Below are 15,932 nucleotides of genomic sequence, written 5' to 3' on the forward strand. Positions count from 1 at the left end.
TCTGTCGCCGATCAATCGACCCGGCTTCCCCCCGGGACAGAGGCCCTGCGCAAAGCGCTATTTCGGCTTGCCGACGCCAATCCCAGTGAGATCGATTCTGATGCCCGCCTTGTTCGGATCATCCGGCTCCTTGGCCCGCTGGGAGCCATTGCCGGGCCCCCTCGCAGGGCTCGCCGCCTCGGCCGCGGTCTTGTCGCGAGCCTCGGACGCCCGCGTGCTGGCCGGCAGGCTGCCGGGATCGGGCTCGTCGAATACATATTTCCCGTCGAAATAGCCGGTCTTCCAGGCGTCAATCGCAGCGCCGAACGCCTCGTCGATCTCAGTGCCATACCATGTCGTGACGATGCGATGGACCTTGCCGAACAGCGCGGTGCCTATCCTGATATTGGTGCAGGCATCGACGAGATCAGGCTTGAGCTCAGCAAGTTTGGTGGCGCCGAGCCCGGCAGGATATTGGGTGACGCCGACGCGGACCATGGCTTGGCCGACGTAACGGCGTATCAGCTCCATGGCATGATCCGGCGTCTTGGGTGGTGTGACCAGGATGACGCGGTTTCCGATCCGGACCGTGACGGCGAGCGGATCGGGTGCCCCGACCGCGCGGATGAATTTCTCGACGATCGCAGGCTTCAAACCCGGGTCGGCGCATCGATGAATAGTGGCTGCATCGATCATGATGATCCCCTTCAGCTGTTGAACGCGAGCACGAGCGGCAGCCCGAACAGGCGCGCCCAGGCTTCGGTGCTGGCTCGCTGAATCGCGACTACGTTGGTTCGGGCGGCCCACCAGTCGTTGCCGATCGCGACAAGCACGTCGGGCGCATGGAGCATCGACTGTAGCACCGGCCAGATGAGCAACTGCTCGTAACAGATCAGCGGCGCGACGCGCCGGCCGGCGGACTCCACGACGGGATTGCCGAAGAAGGTGGCCCTGGCGCCGCCGCCCTGGCCCGTCCATGCCAGCCAGGGTTGCCACATCGAGACGGGGACCGGCATGCGCTCGCCATAGAGCCGGCGCGTGCGCCCGGCGCTGATCTCCACCATGGCGTTGTCGTAATTTTCGCGATGGACGATCACCGCACCAGCGATCACCGTGATGTCGGTGCGGCGAAGGCCGTCCATCCAGAAGCCGCTGGTGGTCGGCGTCCACAGCCCGGCCGCACTTTCTGGAAGCACGACAATTTGCGCTCCGGCTCCGCCCGCTTCGCGCACGCGCTGGAGAAGCGCTTGGGCCTGGTCGAGATCCAGAGACCGGCCGAGCGCGCCGCCAAGCTCGGTATCCAGGCCAGCCCATCCGGCTGGTTGCGCTGGCGCAGTCCAATGCGCGGCCGACCCGATCCAGAAGCCGCCGGCGACAACCGCCGCGATGGGCCACTTGCCGCTCGTCATGGTGAGCAGGATGGCCGCGGTCGTGCCCAGTCCCCACCATCCCCATCCCGGAAACAAAACCCCGGCCGCGGTGATCGGCTGCGCCCATCCGACGATCCCAAAAGGCGGCACGCTCATCAGGATCGCAGCACATCCAAACCGAAGCGCCCTCTCCCCTCCCGGCCGTCGACACCAGAGCACTGCGTGGACAAGGACAAAGACGGCTGCCGCGCCAATCCACAAGGCGATGCCGACACCGAGATCAGTGCCGTAGAAGTTGACGACGCCCTGCGGCAGCCCGTGGGATGCCGCAAGGACATAGGCGGCGCTCACACCCGCCGAGATCACCCGCGAGCGCGCCAAGGCCCACAGCATTGGAAAGGCGCAGGCGAGTGGCAGAGCGAGTGCGTGACCACACCAGGCAATCGCGCCGACCGCAGCCGCCGCGGCGACCATCGCCACGCCGCGCCAGAGCTCATGGACCGAAAACGAACACGGGCCGGGCGAGGCCGAGAAGGCCGGATGACGGGATCGGGCCGAAGTAACGGGAATCATAGGAGCCTGCGAAATCGGAGTGGAGATAGAGCTCGCCAGCGGGAATCACGCCGCCAGCGAACAGCGCGAGAACACGGCCGGCGCTGTCCGTCCGCCGGAGGTCGGAATGGCGGAGCGGATGGCCGTCGATGAAGACCTGATCAGCGACATCAACCTGGTGGCCAGCGAGGGCGGCGACGGTCTTGATGAGCGGGCTTAAGCCCCCAGCGCACAGTCCGCGCCGGATGTAGCCGCGCGCGAATGCGCGTTGGAACTCGGCGGTGTCCGGCGGACAGATGAAGACGAGATCGCCGGCAGCGGCCGCCCGATTTAGAGGCTCGATCTGCCACAGGCCGCGCGGATAGCTCGGCGTCATATTGATCCGCAGCCCGGCGCACCAGCCGGTGCCGGCTACGGCGGCAACAACGCCTGCGCCTGCCAGCACAATCACCAAGGCGGAGCGCCGAACGCTCACTTCAGGGTCTGTCCCTGGCGCGGGGTCAGACGCTGCGCCTCGGCCTGCTTGAGGGCCTGCGCGGTGCGCTCCAGGCTGGCGAGCTGCTGTGCCGCACGCATCGCAGGCCAGGCTTCCTTCAGCTGCTCCCGCCGCGCCGGATCCATCCCGGCGGTCGCCTTCTGGAAGGCCTGCCCGTCGGGTCCGCTCGCGGCATTCGGCAGGAATGTACGATCGCCAAAGCGCTCGGCGATGGCCTTGTTGAAGCTGTCGATCTCGGCTTTCACAAGACCGTCCGCGGAGGCAAATTCGAGCGCGCTTGGCTGGTCGTTGCGATCGATCGCATCGCACACCCGCGCCAGCACCCGCTGCGCCTCGCGCGACAAAGCAGGGATGTCGATGGCGACACGATGCCGGATCGCGCGTTCCTCGGCCTCATACTTGTGCCCGGCCTCGGCGCGCAGACGCACGTAGCGCTCGATGTCGTGCTTGAGCGCCGCCACATTGGCCTCGGCGCGCCGACGCAGCTGCTTCTCGGCCTGACCCGCCAGCAGCCCGACCTTGCCGCGCAGAGCCCCGAAGGACTCCGGGCTCGAGGCAACACGCGCCATCGTCGAGCTCGCGGCCGCGGGATCCCTCAGCAAGACGTCAAAATTCGTCGCGCGGAACGCGCGCTCGGGATCGGCAAAGACGAGGCGGAAGCGGGTGGAGACATCCTGCCATTGCTTCTTGATGGCGGGGTCGGCGAGGATCCTGTCCTCGACCGTGTCGATGAGGGATCTGGGGAATGTCGTGACCCCCGCGACCATGGGCTTGGCCTTCGTCTGTGCGGTGCTGATGATGGGATTGCGGCCCTCGACGAGGCCGAGTTTTGCGGCGAGCGCGCCCAATCGGGCAGCGATGTCGGCCAGGCGTTGCTTCTGGCGAACCGTCCAGCGCAGGCGATCGCTCATGAGCGTGCGTGCCACCCTGACGATGTGCAGTCCGCGGGCCGCGGCAAAGCGCAGCGCATCGCGATAGAGGCTGCCGCGGTCGTAATCGAGTGTGGTCTCCTTGGCCCGCCGCTGCGACAGGATGGCAACGAGGCCACCGGCCTTCTGGAACGAACGCCGGCCGTAATAGAGCGCCACATTCTCGCGATGGCGGGTCAGCGCGACATAGGTCAGATGCTTGTCCAGCGACAGCGTTGCCAGCACCTTGACCCGATCGACCGTGACCCCTTGCGCCTTGTGCACCGTCGTCGCATAGCCGTGGTCGATATTGCGATAGACGCGCTGATCGATTTCGACGCGGCGGCAGTCCTCGCCCTCACCGATCTCGGCGAGCAGGCGCGCAGGACCGGCTTCCACGACCCTGCCGATCATGCCGTTCTTGACCCCGAGCGAGCCCTCGTTCTTCAGGAAGACGATCTGGTCGCGCGCTGCAAACCGGCGCTCGCCATCCTCGGTGCGGAAGGCATGTCCCGGTTCGACCAAACCGCGCGCCACGAGTTTGGCCCGCGCCATCTCGTTGAGCGCGCGGACGTCGCGGCGAAGATGGGCCAGGATCAAAGTCGATTTGGACGGATCATAGTCACGGTTCCAATCGGCGATGAGACTTTCGATCGCCTGCGCCTTCAACTCCGAGCCGAACAGGCGTCCATGATCGCGATAGGCGGACAGGGCCTCTCCCGTCCGGCCACGGGCAAGATTGAGCGAGGCGTCGCGCATCCATTGCTGGCGCTGGCGATAGATGGTCTCGAGCTCGGCATAGCCGGTGCGCTCGAGGATCGCGCGAAACGCCGCGCCGGCTTCGATCGGCTGGAGCTGCTCGGGATCGCCGACCAGGACGAGCTTGGCCCCCGCCTTTGACGCGGTTTCCACGACCAGCGCCATCTGGCGCGAGGCCACCATGCCGGCCTCGTCCAGGACAAAAATGGTTTGATCATCGAGGCCGTCGCGGCCGCCTTTCCATCGTAATTCCCAGGAGGCGAGCGTCCGGGATTCGATGCCCGCCTCCTTCTGCAATCCCTCGGCCGCCTTGCCCGCCAGGGCGCCGCCGACCACGCGGTAGCCGGCGGCTTCCCACATCTCGCGCGCAGCCCGCATCATCGTGGTCTTGCCGGCGCCGGCCCGGCCGACAACCGCCGCGATCCGCTCTCCAGATGCCACGTGCGCGATGGCTGAGCGCTGCTCGGCCGAGAGCTTGGCGTGCCGCGCGGACACGGCTGAAATGACCGGTGCCTTCACGGCGAAAGCCGCACCGCCCGACAGGTGGACCGCGCGCCGCACCATCTCCGCTTCGAGCCGGATCAGCTCGCGCGTGGCATATTTTGCCGGCGTTCGAGCTCCCGTGGCAAAGTCGACCGACTCGACGTCGAGCCGCAGAGCCTCCGGGCTTTGCAGCACCCGCGCCATCAAGTGCTGGAAGGTGCCGGCATCTTCGACATAGCGATGCAGCAGCATGCCGACATCCCGCTCGTCGAACACGCTGCGTTCCCGCGAAATCATGTCGAGCACGATCTCGGGACGGCGCTGGATTCGTCTCAGCGTCTCGGCACGGCTCTCCTCAAAGACACGCAGCCGTTCGAGGTTGGGATCACGCCCCTCGCGCTTGGCCCGGCGTTGGATCGCCTTGGCTGCAACCCCGATATGGGTGGTCGGCACGACGTCGATGCCGCGCTCGGCGTAGGAGCGTCCATCGACGCGAATGTCGTGACCGTTCAGAGCCAGATGCTGGTTCTGCAGGTCGAGCCAGCCGTTGCGCTGCTCGAGGAACTGCTGTTTCCCGCCGGCCCACAGCCGGTAGGCGATCTTGCCGGATTGCATGCGCAACGGCTGGCCGTCCTCGCCGATGACCGCGACCCGCTTTGGCCCGAATCCGTGCTCGGTAAGGGGTCGCAGCGTCGTCATCAGGTGGATATGCGGATTGCCCGGCTCATCATGATAGACCCAATCCGCCATTTGTCCGCGCGACAGCACCTGCTCGAGCACGAACTGGCGTACCAGCGCGATGTTCTGGTCTGTCGTCAGCTCGGCAGGCAGCGCGATGATGAACTCCTTGGCGAACTGCGCATCGCCCCGCGTCTCGAAGGCCTCGACCTTGTTCCAGAAGGCCTCCGAGGCACCCGCAACGGAGCGATCGGCGATCATGGTCCTGAGCCAGGCGGGCGCGTCGGCCGGCAGCAGGAACTCCTCGTGGATCATGCCGCGCTTATTGGAATAGTCGACGGTGCGGCCCTCGGCCTCGAACGCCATCCTCGCGCAATGCCGGTAGGCGGCGGCCAGCACGGCGCTGCGGCCATCGCCGCGTCCGATGAGCTGGGGCGTGAAATGGGTGATGGCCACGGCAGGAAGCGATCCTTAGGACGAACGAACATGCAGTTCCGTCGGAATCGCTCTGCCCTTTCGTGGGCGGGAAGCAGGACGTCGCGTCAGCGACGTATTACTGCGCCCTTGGAAGCCGCTCCTTCGGAACGGCGGGATGATCTTCCAAAGCGTCGGCTTCGCCGACCCCGTTAATTACCCGGGTCGCGCTTCGCGCTCACACCGGCTTTGCTGTCGAGCGCTTCGCGTCAGTCATGACAGGAAAGGTCTTCCGGAATGAAAAAGCCCTCGCGGCAGATCAGGGACGAAATCGCACGGCTCCAGGAGCAGTTGAAGCAGGCTGAAACGCGCGAAGCCGAGCGCATCGGCCGCATCGCGCTCAAGGCCGGAATGGGAGAGATCGAGATCGAGGAAGCGGCGCTGCTCTCGGCATTCGAGGAGATCGCCGGCCGGTTTCGCAAGGACGGGCGCAGAGCCGCCAACGCGGCTACGGCGATCCCGCCTGTCGCGCCTGCGGGCGTGGCTGAACAGGGCTGAACGCATGCGGCGCTCCGATGCCAGCGATGCCCGCAAGAAGGACACCCGGGAGAAGATCGAGCTCGGCGGCCTGATCGCCAAGGCGGGGCTGCGCTACGAGAAGCGGGCGCTGCTGCTCGGCCTGTTGATCGATGCCGCCGACCGTCTGCGGGGTAACGATGCGGAACGCGATCGGCTGGCGGCGATCGGCGCGAAAGCGTTCGGCCATGAAAGCAAATAGGATTGCGCTGGCGCTCGCGCCGGCCGTGCTGATGGCGGGCATGTGCGTTGCCTTGACCGGCCTCGAAGCGTGGCTTTCCAAGTTCGGGACTACCCCGAAGGCCCACGTGGTGCTCGGCCGGATCGGCATCGCCCTGCCCTACCTGATGAGCTCGGTGATCGGCCTCGTCTTCCTGTCCGCGGCGGCGGGCGCGACCGCGATCCGCTCCGCCGGCTGGGGCGTCACGTGCGGCGGTCTCCTTGTGGTCGTGATCGCCACCTCGCGCGAGATCGCACGGCTGCATTCCTTCGCCAACGCCCTGCCCTCTGGAGACCGGCTTTTGAGTTATGCCGATCCCTCCACCATCACCGGAGCGATGTTCGCGGCGCTCGTGGCCGTGTTCGGGTTGAGGGTAGCCATCAGGGGCAATGCCGCCTTCGCGGCCGCTGAGCCGCGCCGCATCCGGGGGCAACGCGCCATCCATGGCGAGGCCGACTGGATGGCGATGACCGAGGCTGCGCGGCTGTTTCCTGATGCGGGTGGCATGGTGGTCGGGGAGCGCTATCGGGTCGATCGAGATCCAGGTGCCGAGCAGTCCTTCCGCGCCGACGACCCGGAGACATGGGGCACCGGGGGCAAGTCTGCTCTGCTCTGTTTCGATGCGTCCTTTGGCTCGTCGCACGGCATCGTGTTCGCCGGGTCCGGCGGCTTCAAGACGACATCCGTGACGGTGCCGACAGCGCTCAAATGGGGCAGCGGCCTGGTCGTCCTCGACCCCTCGAACGAGGTCGCACCGATGGTCCGGCGACACCGGCACGAGGCGGGCCGGCAGGTGTTCGTGCTTGACCCGCGTTCCTCGGCGGTCGGCTTCAATGTGCTCGACTGGATCGGCCAGCACGGCGCGACAAAGGAAGAGGACATTGCCGCCGTGGCGTCATGGATCATGACCGACAATCCGCGCCAGGGTTCGGCGCGGGACGACTTCTTTCGAGCTTCGGCATTGCAACTGCTGACCGCGCTGATCGCCGATGTCTGCCTGTCCGGCCATACGGAACTCCAGCATCAGCACCTGCGCCAGGTCCGCGCCAATCTGTCTGAGCCGGAGCCGAAGCTGCGCCAGCGGCTGCAGTCGATTTACGCCAACTCCGCCTCCGGATTCGTGCAAGAGAACGTCGCGCCCTTTATCGCCATGACCCCGGAAACCTTCAGCGGCGTCTATGCCAATGCGGTCAAGGAAACCCACTGGCTCTCCTACGGCAACTATGCGGCGCTGGTGTCTGGATCGAGCTTCACGACGGCCGAGCTCGCGCAAGGTCGGACCGACGTCTTCATCAACCTCGACCTGAAGACGTTGGAAAATCATGCCGGTCTCGCCCGGACCATCATCGGCTCGCTGCTCAACGCGATTTACAATCGCAACGGAGACGTGCCCGGCCGCACCCTGTTCCTGCTCGATGAGGTCGCCCGCCTCGGCTACTTACGCATTCTTGAAACCGCGCGCGATGCCGGACGCAAATACGGCATCACCCTCTTGATGCTGTACCAGTCCATCGGCCAAATGCGCGAGGCCTATGGCGGCCGTGACGCCACCAGCAAATGGTTCGAGAGCGCCTCCTGGATTTCCTTTTCGGCGATCAACGATCCCGAAACCGCCGACTACATCTCCAAACGCTGCGGCGACACGACCGTCGAGGTCGATCAGTTGAGCCGATCCTCGCAGATGTCGGGTTCCTCCCGGACGCGCTCCAAGCAGCTCGCGCGCCGGCCGCTGATGCTGCCCCATGAGGTTCTGCGGATGCGGACCGACGAGCAGGTCATCTTCACCGCCGGCAACCCGCCGCTGCGCTGCGGACGCGCGATCTGGTTCCGGCGCGCCGACATGCGAGCCTGCGTCGGTGAGAACAAGTTCCACCGGAGAGACGCTGGTCGCGTAGCTGATGATCGTGAAACGTCGTGACGGGAGTATAGAGAGGCGCAGTTCCCCGCAGAGACAGTAGAGCCGTCCCGAGAGAACCCACCGATTCCCTATCGATGGAAAAGAGGAGGCATTGTATCGGCGAGCTCGGGCCCACCATCGTCGGACCTCCACCGGACTCGGCAGACCATCACTGGTCCAGGCTCCCCGAGGGAGAAGCAGGACCGCGTGTCAAACAGCGGCCTCTGGCTGCAGCCAAGGCCGGGGGCGAGTCCTGGTGAGATCGAATTCGCGACGGAGAAAGTAGATGAGCCAAGACAGCGGTCTCGAAAGCGAAACTGTGAAAGCGATACAGCGCTATCGCGAGGCGCTTGCATTGGTGGAAAACCTGGAACAAGAGGACGCTTGCGCGGACCGGGCGCTGACGCGCACGCTGCTCGATTTGCCGCGAACACTGCGAAACGGAGCGGCACCGCATCTCAAGAAACGCCTTTTTGAGATTTGCTCCGCAGCTGTTGCGCGGTCGGACCGAATGGCGGCCGACCTGCTCGAGGCGACCTCGAGATTGGAGTCCGCCCGCTTAAGTTTGGCTCTCCTGGTCCGGCAATTGGGATATATTCCAAAAGTAGCACTTCGGCCGGATGCCGATGAGACCCACTGAGTCCAACTAAGAGACCTTAGCAAGATCGGAAGCTCGGTTTGAGAGCGGCGGCCCACGCGTCCGTCGATGCAGGGAGCACCGCCGCAGTTCCCCGACGCGGCTTCATACTACTCCATGAATGCTACCGCTGCCCCAGGTGAACGATCGCTGCACTCGAAGTACGGAGACAATGAATCGTTTAGCCCTGATCGATTCAAAGAAAGCATTGGACCTCGATTCCGCGAGGAGCCAGACTCCACGCATGCCGAACCGCAAGCAAAAGCCGCTTTACCTTCGCCGCATCGACGCTGCCCGCAACATGCGACGATTTTACCTGCTTTCGATTCAGCCGACTTTATTCGGCGGGATCTCGCTGATCCGCAACTGGGGCCGGATTGGCACGAGCGGGCAGGTCATGATCCAAACCTTCGAGGACAGCACGGAAGCTGGGGAAGCATTCGCACGGCTCGAGCGCGCCAAGTGCAGGCGCGGATATGCCTCTGCTGAGGAGAAAGTCGGAGGTTTAGTCAGTGTTCCAAGGCTTTTCTAACGCAGTTGCGACGTTCTGTTCAGCGAAGTTCAGCGCCAGGTCGCCGGGCAACGTGGCTTGTTGGAAGAAAAACGAGAATGCCCTTTTGTTTGGTCTATCATCTTCTCGATCAACTGCCGCACATCGCTAGGCACGTCCACAATTTGGTTCTTTATCGCCTGCGGCCACCGGATTGCTGGCGGCGCGGCCCGGCATCAACCCTCAGGCCCCAACCCGGGGTCGTCTCTAAGCCGCGCGGCCGTGCCTTACTCCGTCAACGGCGGAGCTCGGAGACGGCCCGCCCGAGCCCCTGGCAACCGCAACAGCGTCCTCCCGTCTAGGACCGCTCGGTAGGCTGACAGACTTAAATCACGCGAGGCTTGAATGGTCCGTGCATTTCGGTCGGGGCGGCCATAACTTGGGCGCCGAGCTTTGAAGCAGCGCGATCGACGCTGCAATCTGCTCCCGAGATCGGCGGAGCATTTCCGCCGTCATCTGCTTGCTGCCGAATTGAGACTTAGCGAGGGGGCCGTTTCAGATTGATTGTCGGTGAGCATGGCAGGGTCCCGCCTGACCACCGCAACATCAAGCCAGGTGAGAAATGCCGCTGCCGCGCGGTGCGCCGCCCGCAGATCAGAAGCTCCGGCGCTTTGTGGCGCCGGCAGGCAAGCTCGACCGGACCGCGCTGGTCTGGTGGCTACCCCAGATCAGAACCCCGGCGAAAACCACGAACATCGCGACTACGCCGGCCGAAACCAGAATCGAATCAATGGGCATTGCGACCTCCTATTAGGACCCGGTCGACTATGCATAAAGGAGCGGATGTGCGCTTTGATGCGGATCAAACCACCGCCATCAACATTCGTTGGGGCGGTCACCTTCCTGACGCCAGCGGCGTTCCGGGTAACGGTGAGCGCCACAGACGCCCCTCCTCCATCCGGGCGCACGGTCAGACAGTGGTTCCTCGGTTGCGTTGGCGTGTCGCAACCCGATCCTACCGGAGAACTGCCGGTGACTACCGCAAAGCCGCCCGCCCGCTACGGCGCTATGGGGGCGCGCGTCCGGGCGGCTTTGCTACCGAGCTACACCACCACCGGGGAGTACGTCATGCCAAGCTGATGAATGCTTGTGGGTGCAAGTCCCATCCGGCCAAAGCCGAAGCAGGCAGGCCGGGACCGAGTCTTGCGGGCGTCGCGGCAACGCGGGGTTCGAAGTGTAGACAGGAGCCATGCGGGGTGCGGGAATGAGCCTCGAAAGGTGGATGTTCGCGGAGGCCAAGTGTGTTCCCTAAACACGAAGGCAGCATGAGCATCGTCGTTATGCGAGACGATGCCGCTCCGTCGGGGTCGATGGCCGGATCACGCATGGAAGGTAATCATCGGAACATGAGAGGCCCGACCGGGTCCGTTGGATTGGTCTCCAACGGGGGGCAGCGGCAAGGCAGTGCCAGAGCCGCGGTCCGAGCTGAGGTCGGGAGTCGGACTGGTCCATAGTACCTGTGAAGTCGTCGAAGGAAACGAGACGCATGGAGGGAAGGGGCCAGCCCGAGGGGAGCCCGCGCGAGAAGGCCAGGGTCCGGACACAGAGCCGGGTTGCCTTGCCGCCGAACCTCGAACGGGTGAACACGGCAGCCAAGCAGGCTGCCCAAACCCGGTTCACGGCCTTGCTGCACCACGTCGACGAGGACGCTCTGCGTCGGGCGTTTCGACGACAAAAGCGGCAGGCCAGCGCGGGGGTCGACGGGATAACGGTGGCGAAGTACGAAGAGAGGCTCACGGATAACCTCCGGGAGCTCTGCGGACGCGTCCACACGGGTCGCTACCGGCCACAGCCGGTGCGACGAGTCTACATCCCCAAAGCCGATGGCGGTAAGCGGCCTCTCGGTGTGCCGGCGCTAGAGGACAAGATTGTCCAAAGCGCGGTACCCGAGGTGCTGAGCTCCGTCTACGAGGTCGACTTCCTCGGGTTCTCCTACGGCTTCCGGCCGGGGCGGAATTCTCATATGGCGCTTGACGCCTTGCACACAGCGATCATGAGCCAGCGCGTCAACTGGGTGCTCGATGCCGACATACGCAACTTCTTCGACTCGGTCGACCACGAGTAGCTGCTGCGGATGGTGGCGCACAGGATCGCCGATCCTCGCATATTGCGGCTCATAGAGCTGTGGCTGCGGGCCGGCGTTCTTGAGAGCGGCGAGAAGCAAGAAACGGACAGGGGTACCCCGCAGGGGGCGGGCATCAGTCCGCTCCTCGCCAACATCTTTCTGCACTACATCCTCGATCTCTGGACCCATCAATGGCGCCGTCGCCGCGCACGCGGTCGCGTTGTGGCCGTTCGCTATGCGGACGACTTCGTCATGGCCTTCGAGAGCAAGGTGGATGCGCAGGAGATGCTCTTGGCCCTCAACGCGCGGCTGGCCAGCTTTGGCCTGATGCTTCATGAGGGCAAGACGCGGTTGATCGAGTTCGGTCGATTTGCGGCCCTCTCGCGTCAGCGGCGCGGCGAGCGGCGACCCGAGACCTTCGCCTTCCTCGGCTTCATCCACTACTGCGGGCGGACCCGGGACGGCCGGTTTATCGTGAAGCACAAGACGGAAGGGAAACGCCTGACGCGCAAGCTGACGGCGTTGCGCCAGGAGGCCTGGCGGCTCATGCACGAGTCACTGGCCACCCAGCACGAGTGGTTCGCCGCAGTGCTGCGTGGACACTACGGCTACTACGGCAGGCCGCACAATTATCCAGCGCTTAACGGCTTCTACCGCGAAGTGCGTCGGATCTGGCTGCACTGTCTGAGACGGCGCAGTCAGAAAAGTCGGCGCATGGGCTGGTCGGAGTTCGAGACCCTGACGGCACGCTTCCGTCTGCCCGTTCCACGCATCACTCGCACTTGGGCGCAGGCGCGGATATGACGCGGGTTACCCTCGGGAAGAGCCGGGTGCGGGAAAGCCGCCTGCCCGGATCTGTGAGGGCGAAGCCAAATGGCTGAGCTACTCGACCACGACCTCTTGCAAGTAACAACTGCTGACCTCGAACATCGACCTTATCCCAACCGAGGTCCCGGCTGGCAGCTTGTTCGCCGGGATCGGACGCTTCACAACTGCTCTACCGGCGGCCGAACTGGCAATCGGTCAGCGCGTGATGGCGCGGCGGGGCTGGGTCTAACGGGGCAAGGCCCTCGCTACAACTCGCAGGCGTCGACCTCCTCGTCCGAGAACTTCTCGCTCTCCAGGTTCAGCCGATCCATCGCCTCCTCCAACTCCCCCGTGACCACGGCGTAGTCCTCGAACGTGTTCGAACGTCCGATGTGGATTTCTATCAGCCGCCGAAGCTCGGTCCTGAACTCATATTTGCTGACGGTCATCAGTCTCCTCCGTGAGCCCGGCGCCGGATCTCATTCTACAGCGCTGAGCGCTCAGGTTTGATCGAAGTTCGAGGCGAAACAACAAGACGCGGCGCGGGACATTTCGATACGATTCCAGTGCAGTCAAGCCGAGCATTTGCATTGATCGTTTGCATACAATTCGCGGAACGTTTGCCGATGTGACTAGGTTGCCGGGTTGCGTTGGCCATCCCATCACCATCGACGGACGGCGCCTCCGTGGGACGGCACCCCACGGAATTGACTAACAATCCTCCTGAAGGGGTCCGCCTTGGTTGCGGGCCATTCGTGGAGGCTGCGGCGGCGGTCCTGTCCAAGCTTCAGACAATGGGCCAGTCGTCGCTCGCTCCAGCTACCCGGGGGCACTTACTCCAGAAAAATGAACAGGTTCCATGGCGAAGCAGGTGAAGAAGAAAATCGAGCGCGTCCGCTACACGAAGGACGACGTCAAGGCGCTCAAAGCGCACTCGAAGGCGCGCACTCCGATCGGCAAGGTGGCCAAGCAGATGAAGCGCAGCGTTCCCGCCCTCCGCACCAAGGCGCACGCCCTCGGCATCGGTCTCGGGCACCAGCGGTGACCGGTCCGTAGGTTAGCGCGAAGCGCTCGCCGCTCTTGATGTTGCCCGAGCTGTCCTCAAGGGCATCTTTTCACCCGCCGCTCGCCGCCGCTACACTCGATGCTGGCCAATGCTCGCAGCCCGGGTCGCGGCCAAACCCACTCCCCCGGCCTGATGATCCAGGTCGGGGGTTTTTGTATGGATCAGCGCAACGAGCTTGCTACCCACGTCCGCCCAGGAACGAGCCGACGTGGCCGGCATTCCTCATTATGGACATGATGTGGCTCCCGATCATCTGCGTCCTGCTGCTGCTGATCGTGACGGCGGCACTCCTGGTCCGCCAGCCCGAGTTGATCGACGCGGATCGCGGTGAAGAGCCGATAGCGCGAAGCTAGGGCCGTCTGCCAAGCTGATACCTTGGCGGCGGCCTGATTTTGTGTTATCACAACGTATGGCAAAGTCAAGTAGTGATAACACAAGGCCACGGTGGCGCCGCTCGGCGGAGAAGGGCACGCTGGTTGGCGTTCGCTTACAGCCTGCTGATTTGTCGGCCGTCGACAACTGGATTGCAGAGCAGGCCGACGCGCCGACGCGGCCGGCGGCCATTAGGACGCTGATGAGGGGGGGCCTGAAGGTGAAGGCGAAATGAGGCATCCGGCGGTCAAATTACGCGATGCCGAAGAGCGGTCGGCCAACCGCCACTGGACGAGGGGTCCGGAGTGACAGACAGCGACGCACCCTCGACCGACCATCATCATATCAATTTCGATGCGCCGGCCGTCCTTCGGAAATGGTCCTCACTTGGCAACCAGAGGTGCGCCAGCCCTAGCGGACCGTATTTGCTGGTCGAGGCGACCTTGGACGAATGCATCAGGGAATTCATGGCCAAGCCGGCGCACCAGCGGCACCTTTACGAGATTCACACGGAGCCTCAGCCGCCGTTAATAGCCGATGTCCTCTCGGGAGAAATCATCGTGGAGCTCGCGCGGCTTCGGGATTTTCTCTGAACTTGCAGGTGGGCTGGTCGAACTCAAGCTGAGGGTGGAAGTAATGAGCAACGACTCACAAGTCAGCAAACTGGCGCGGCCCTTCCCCTCCTTTGCTCCCCAAATAACAAAAAAGGGACGTTGGTTTGTAGCTGTGAAAACCGGTGTTGGTCCCGTTTCCCACATCGGCGACTTCGCGACGGAATCGGAGGCCATGAACTGGATTTCGAACAAATCGGAATACTGGCCCGGCGGATCAGATGCGGAATCCAAAGCGCGCTAGCCGAGCAGAACCTCCCTCTCGGCCAGAGGCAATCCGCAAGCCTGGTCGAGATCGGGCTAAGGCAGAAAAATAAGTCAGATGCTTGAGGATCTGAAAAAGCAAGCCGAAGACGCGGAAACGAAAGCCCGCGCGCTTCCGCAGAATCCCGAGCGCGACCAGCTGCTCTGCGATCTCGCGGACTTCCGCGCGACGCTCGCGAAGCTGAGTTGCGAGAGTAAAATGGGTCAAGCTAGGAGGTTGTCCAGGCCGGCTGCTTTACCACCGCGGCTTGGCATTTTCCCCGCTATCCACAGTCCTGCGGTTGCCGCAACTTGACAAGAGCGATTGAACTGAACCTGACCGGGAGTAACCTTCGTCTTTTCCGATTGGCTTTCTTGCGGGGGAAATTCAATGGACAAAATCGAGCGAGCTTTCGTGCTTATTGCACTCGCGGGCTTTTACGGCACGATCGCCGGGCTGACGTGGCTGATCGTGAGCTAGGAAATAATTGGCGCAAAAAAAGAAGGGCCCGGGTGTGTAGAAGCCGGGCCCATAGCCTGAGCAACATGGCCGGCAAGTTTGCCACCGCTCGACCCGCGCTATCTTGCGATAAATCAACGGCACTGCCCGGATCGGGTGCCCGGCCAGCCTGCCGGCTGTAGTGTCGGGTGCGGCCGCCACAGCACCGACTGCCGTGAATTCAAACTTATCTTCGTTCGGACGGCCTCGGCGTGCCTTGATCGCTCGCAGCCACTCGTAAATTTCTCAATATCGCTCGCATCGAGATCATTCGACCATCTCGAAATGAAAGCGTCCAAGCCAAAGGAATGGACGCAGGCTGAACGAAAGCCGCTTGCGTGGCTGGCGCGTCGTCATGTCGTGTCGGAGATAGCGGCGGCGCTGGCTCGGCACACCGGATCAGTGAAGCGAATGGCACGTGCAATGGTGCTCATTCTGAAAAGATAAACCAGCAAACCCTTTAGCCTCATCCCTCGCACTGCGCTCCTCATGTGGCCGATATGCTTGGACACGCGGCATGCTCGCCTGGAACGTCGCGCGAATATCACTGTCGGCTCGCGTGTCTCTATCGAGGAGCCCGGTGAAGATGGTCTGCGGCCCCTCGCAGTCAAAGTTCTAAACAAATTGGCTCAAGTGCGTTCCTGCGGGCCACAGCATCCGGGACCGGCCAGATCCGCACTTTTGACCATCCATCGGATGCTCAGGCAACGCTTGCGCCCCAGTCAACTACCTCCCTTGGGAGTTGATGGA

14 protein-coding genes and 1 pseudogene are annotated in these 15,932 nt (G+C 63.7%); 9 read left to right on the top strand and 6 right to left on the bottom strand.

The annotated features are described in order from the left end of the window. Nucleotides 1-57: 57 nt before the first annotated feature. From AC0L30_RS34095 to traA, 4 genes are read right to left on the bottom strand one after another with little or no spacing between them, the layout of a single operon-like run. Complete coding sequence (locus tag AC0L30_RS34095; protein WP_473309316.1) at nt 58-675, bottom strand: TraH family protein; 618 nt, start codon at nt 673-675, stop codon at nt 58-60. A gap of 11 nt (nt 676-686) precedes the next feature. After that, nucleotides 687-1,829 carry a conjugal transfer protein TraB gene (locus AC0L30_RS34100; RefSeq protein WP_473406188.1) on the bottom strand — a complete coding sequence of 381 codons (1,143 nt, stop codon included), beginning with the start codon at nt 1,827-1,829 and terminating at the stop codon, nt 687-689. A 13-nt stretch (nt 1,830-1,842) separates the two neighbouring features. After that, nucleotides 1,843-2,376 carry a conjugative transfer signal peptidase TraF gene (gene traF / locus AC0L30_RS34105; RefSeq protein ID WP_473406189.1) on the bottom strand — a complete coding sequence of 178 codons (534 nt, stop codon included), beginning with the start codon at nt 2,374-2,376 and terminating at the stop codon, nt 1,843-1,845. Beyond that, the gene (gene traA / locus AC0L30_RS34110; RefSeq protein WP_473406190.1) at nt 2,373-5,681 is read right to left on the bottom strand and encodes a Ti-type conjugative transfer relaxase TraA; all 3,309 of its coding nucleotides are present in this window, start codon (nt 5,679-5,681) and stop codon (nt 2,373-2,375) included. The genes traF and traA overlap by 4 nt, the downstream gene beginning before the upstream one ends. Nucleotides 5,682-5,936: 255 nt before the next feature. Between traA and traC the strand changes: the two genes are divergently transcribed. The 5 genes from traC (at nt 5,937) to AC0L30_RS34135 (ending at nt 9,501) form a co-directional block, all read left to right on the top strand. Next, complete coding sequence (gene traC, locus AC0L30_RS34115; protein ID WP_473255525.1) at nt 5,937-6,197, top strand: conjugal transfer protein TraC; 261 nt, start codon at nt 5,937-5,939, stop codon at nt 6,195-6,197. A 4-nt stretch (nt 6,198-6,201) separates the two neighbouring features. Then, complete coding sequence (gene traD / locus AC0L30_RS34120; RefSeq protein ID WP_473309291.1) at nt 6,202-6,417, top strand: type IV conjugative transfer system coupling protein TraD; 216 nt, start codon at nt 6,202-6,204, stop codon at nt 6,415-6,417. Then, nucleotides 6,404-8,353, top strand: a complete 1,950-nt coding sequence (gene traG / locus AC0L30_RS34125) for a Ti-type conjugative transfer system protein TraG (protein ID WP_473406191.1) — start codon at nt 6,404-6,406, stop codon at nt 8,351-8,353. Before traD ends, traG begins: the two co-directional genes overlap by 14 nt. A gap of 265 nt (nt 8,354-8,618) precedes the next feature. Then, nucleotides 8,619-8,972, top strand: coding sequence for a hypothetical protein (locus AC0L30_RS34130; protein WP_473406192.1), 354 nt, complete (start codon nt 8,619-8,621; stop codon nt 8,970-8,972). 241 nt (nt 8,973-9,213) lie between these two features. Continuing rightward, nucleotides 9,214-9,501, top strand: a complete 288-nt coding sequence (locus AC0L30_RS34135; protein WP_473406197.1) for a WGR domain-containing protein — start codon at nt 9,214-9,216, stop codon at nt 9,499-9,501. Between the two features lie 612 nt (nt 9,502-10,113). Here the strand turns inward: AC0L30_RS34135 and AC0L30_RS34140 are convergent. Further along, nucleotides 10,114-10,257 (bottom strand): hypothetical protein, encoded by a 144-nt coding sequence (locus tag AC0L30_RS34140; RefSeq protein ID WP_473256551.1) that lies wholly within the window; start codon nt 10,255-10,257, stop codon nt 10,114-10,116. A 748-nt stretch (nt 10,258-11,005) separates the two neighbouring features. Between AC0L30_RS34140 and ltrA the strand changes: the two are divergent. After that, nucleotides 11,006-12,388, top strand: a pseudogene (gene ltrA / locus AC0L30_RS34145) (group II intron reverse transcriptase/maturase). A 269-nt stretch (nt 12,389-12,657) separates the two neighbouring features. Here the strand turns inward: ltrA and AC0L30_RS34150 are convergent. Further along, nucleotides 12,658-12,840, bottom strand: a complete 183-nt coding sequence (locus tag AC0L30_RS34150) for a hypothetical protein (protein ID WP_473255530.1) — start codon at nt 12,838-12,840, stop codon at nt 12,658-12,660. A gap of 410 nt (nt 12,841-13,250) precedes the next feature. On the opposite strand from AC0L30_RS34150, the gene AC0L30_RS34155 reads away from it, so the two are divergent. From AC0L30_RS34155 to AC0L30_RS34165, 3 genes are all read left to right on the top strand, one after another. Continuing rightward, complete coding sequence (locus AC0L30_RS34155; RefSeq protein ID WP_473406193.1) at nt 13,251-13,436, top strand: hypothetical protein; 186 nt, start codon at nt 13,251-13,253, stop codon at nt 13,434-13,436. Nucleotides 13,437-14,134: 698 nt separating this feature from the next. After that, on the top strand, nt 14,135-14,422 hold the full coding sequence (locus tag AC0L30_RS34160; protein ID WP_473406194.1) for a hypothetical protein: 288 nt from the start codon (nt 14,135-14,137) through the stop codon (nt 14,420-14,422). Nucleotides 14,423-14,465: 43 nt separating this feature from the next. Continuing rightward, nucleotides 14,466-14,684: a hypothetical protein gene (locus tag AC0L30_RS34165; RefSeq protein ID WP_473406195.1), complete on the top strand. Its 219-nt coding sequence runs from the start codon at nt 14,466-14,468 to the stop codon at nt 14,682-14,684. Nucleotides 14,685-15,932 lie beyond the last annotated feature (1,248 nt).

It is taken from the genome of Bradyrhizobium sp. MI1.11, assembly GCF_055811255.1.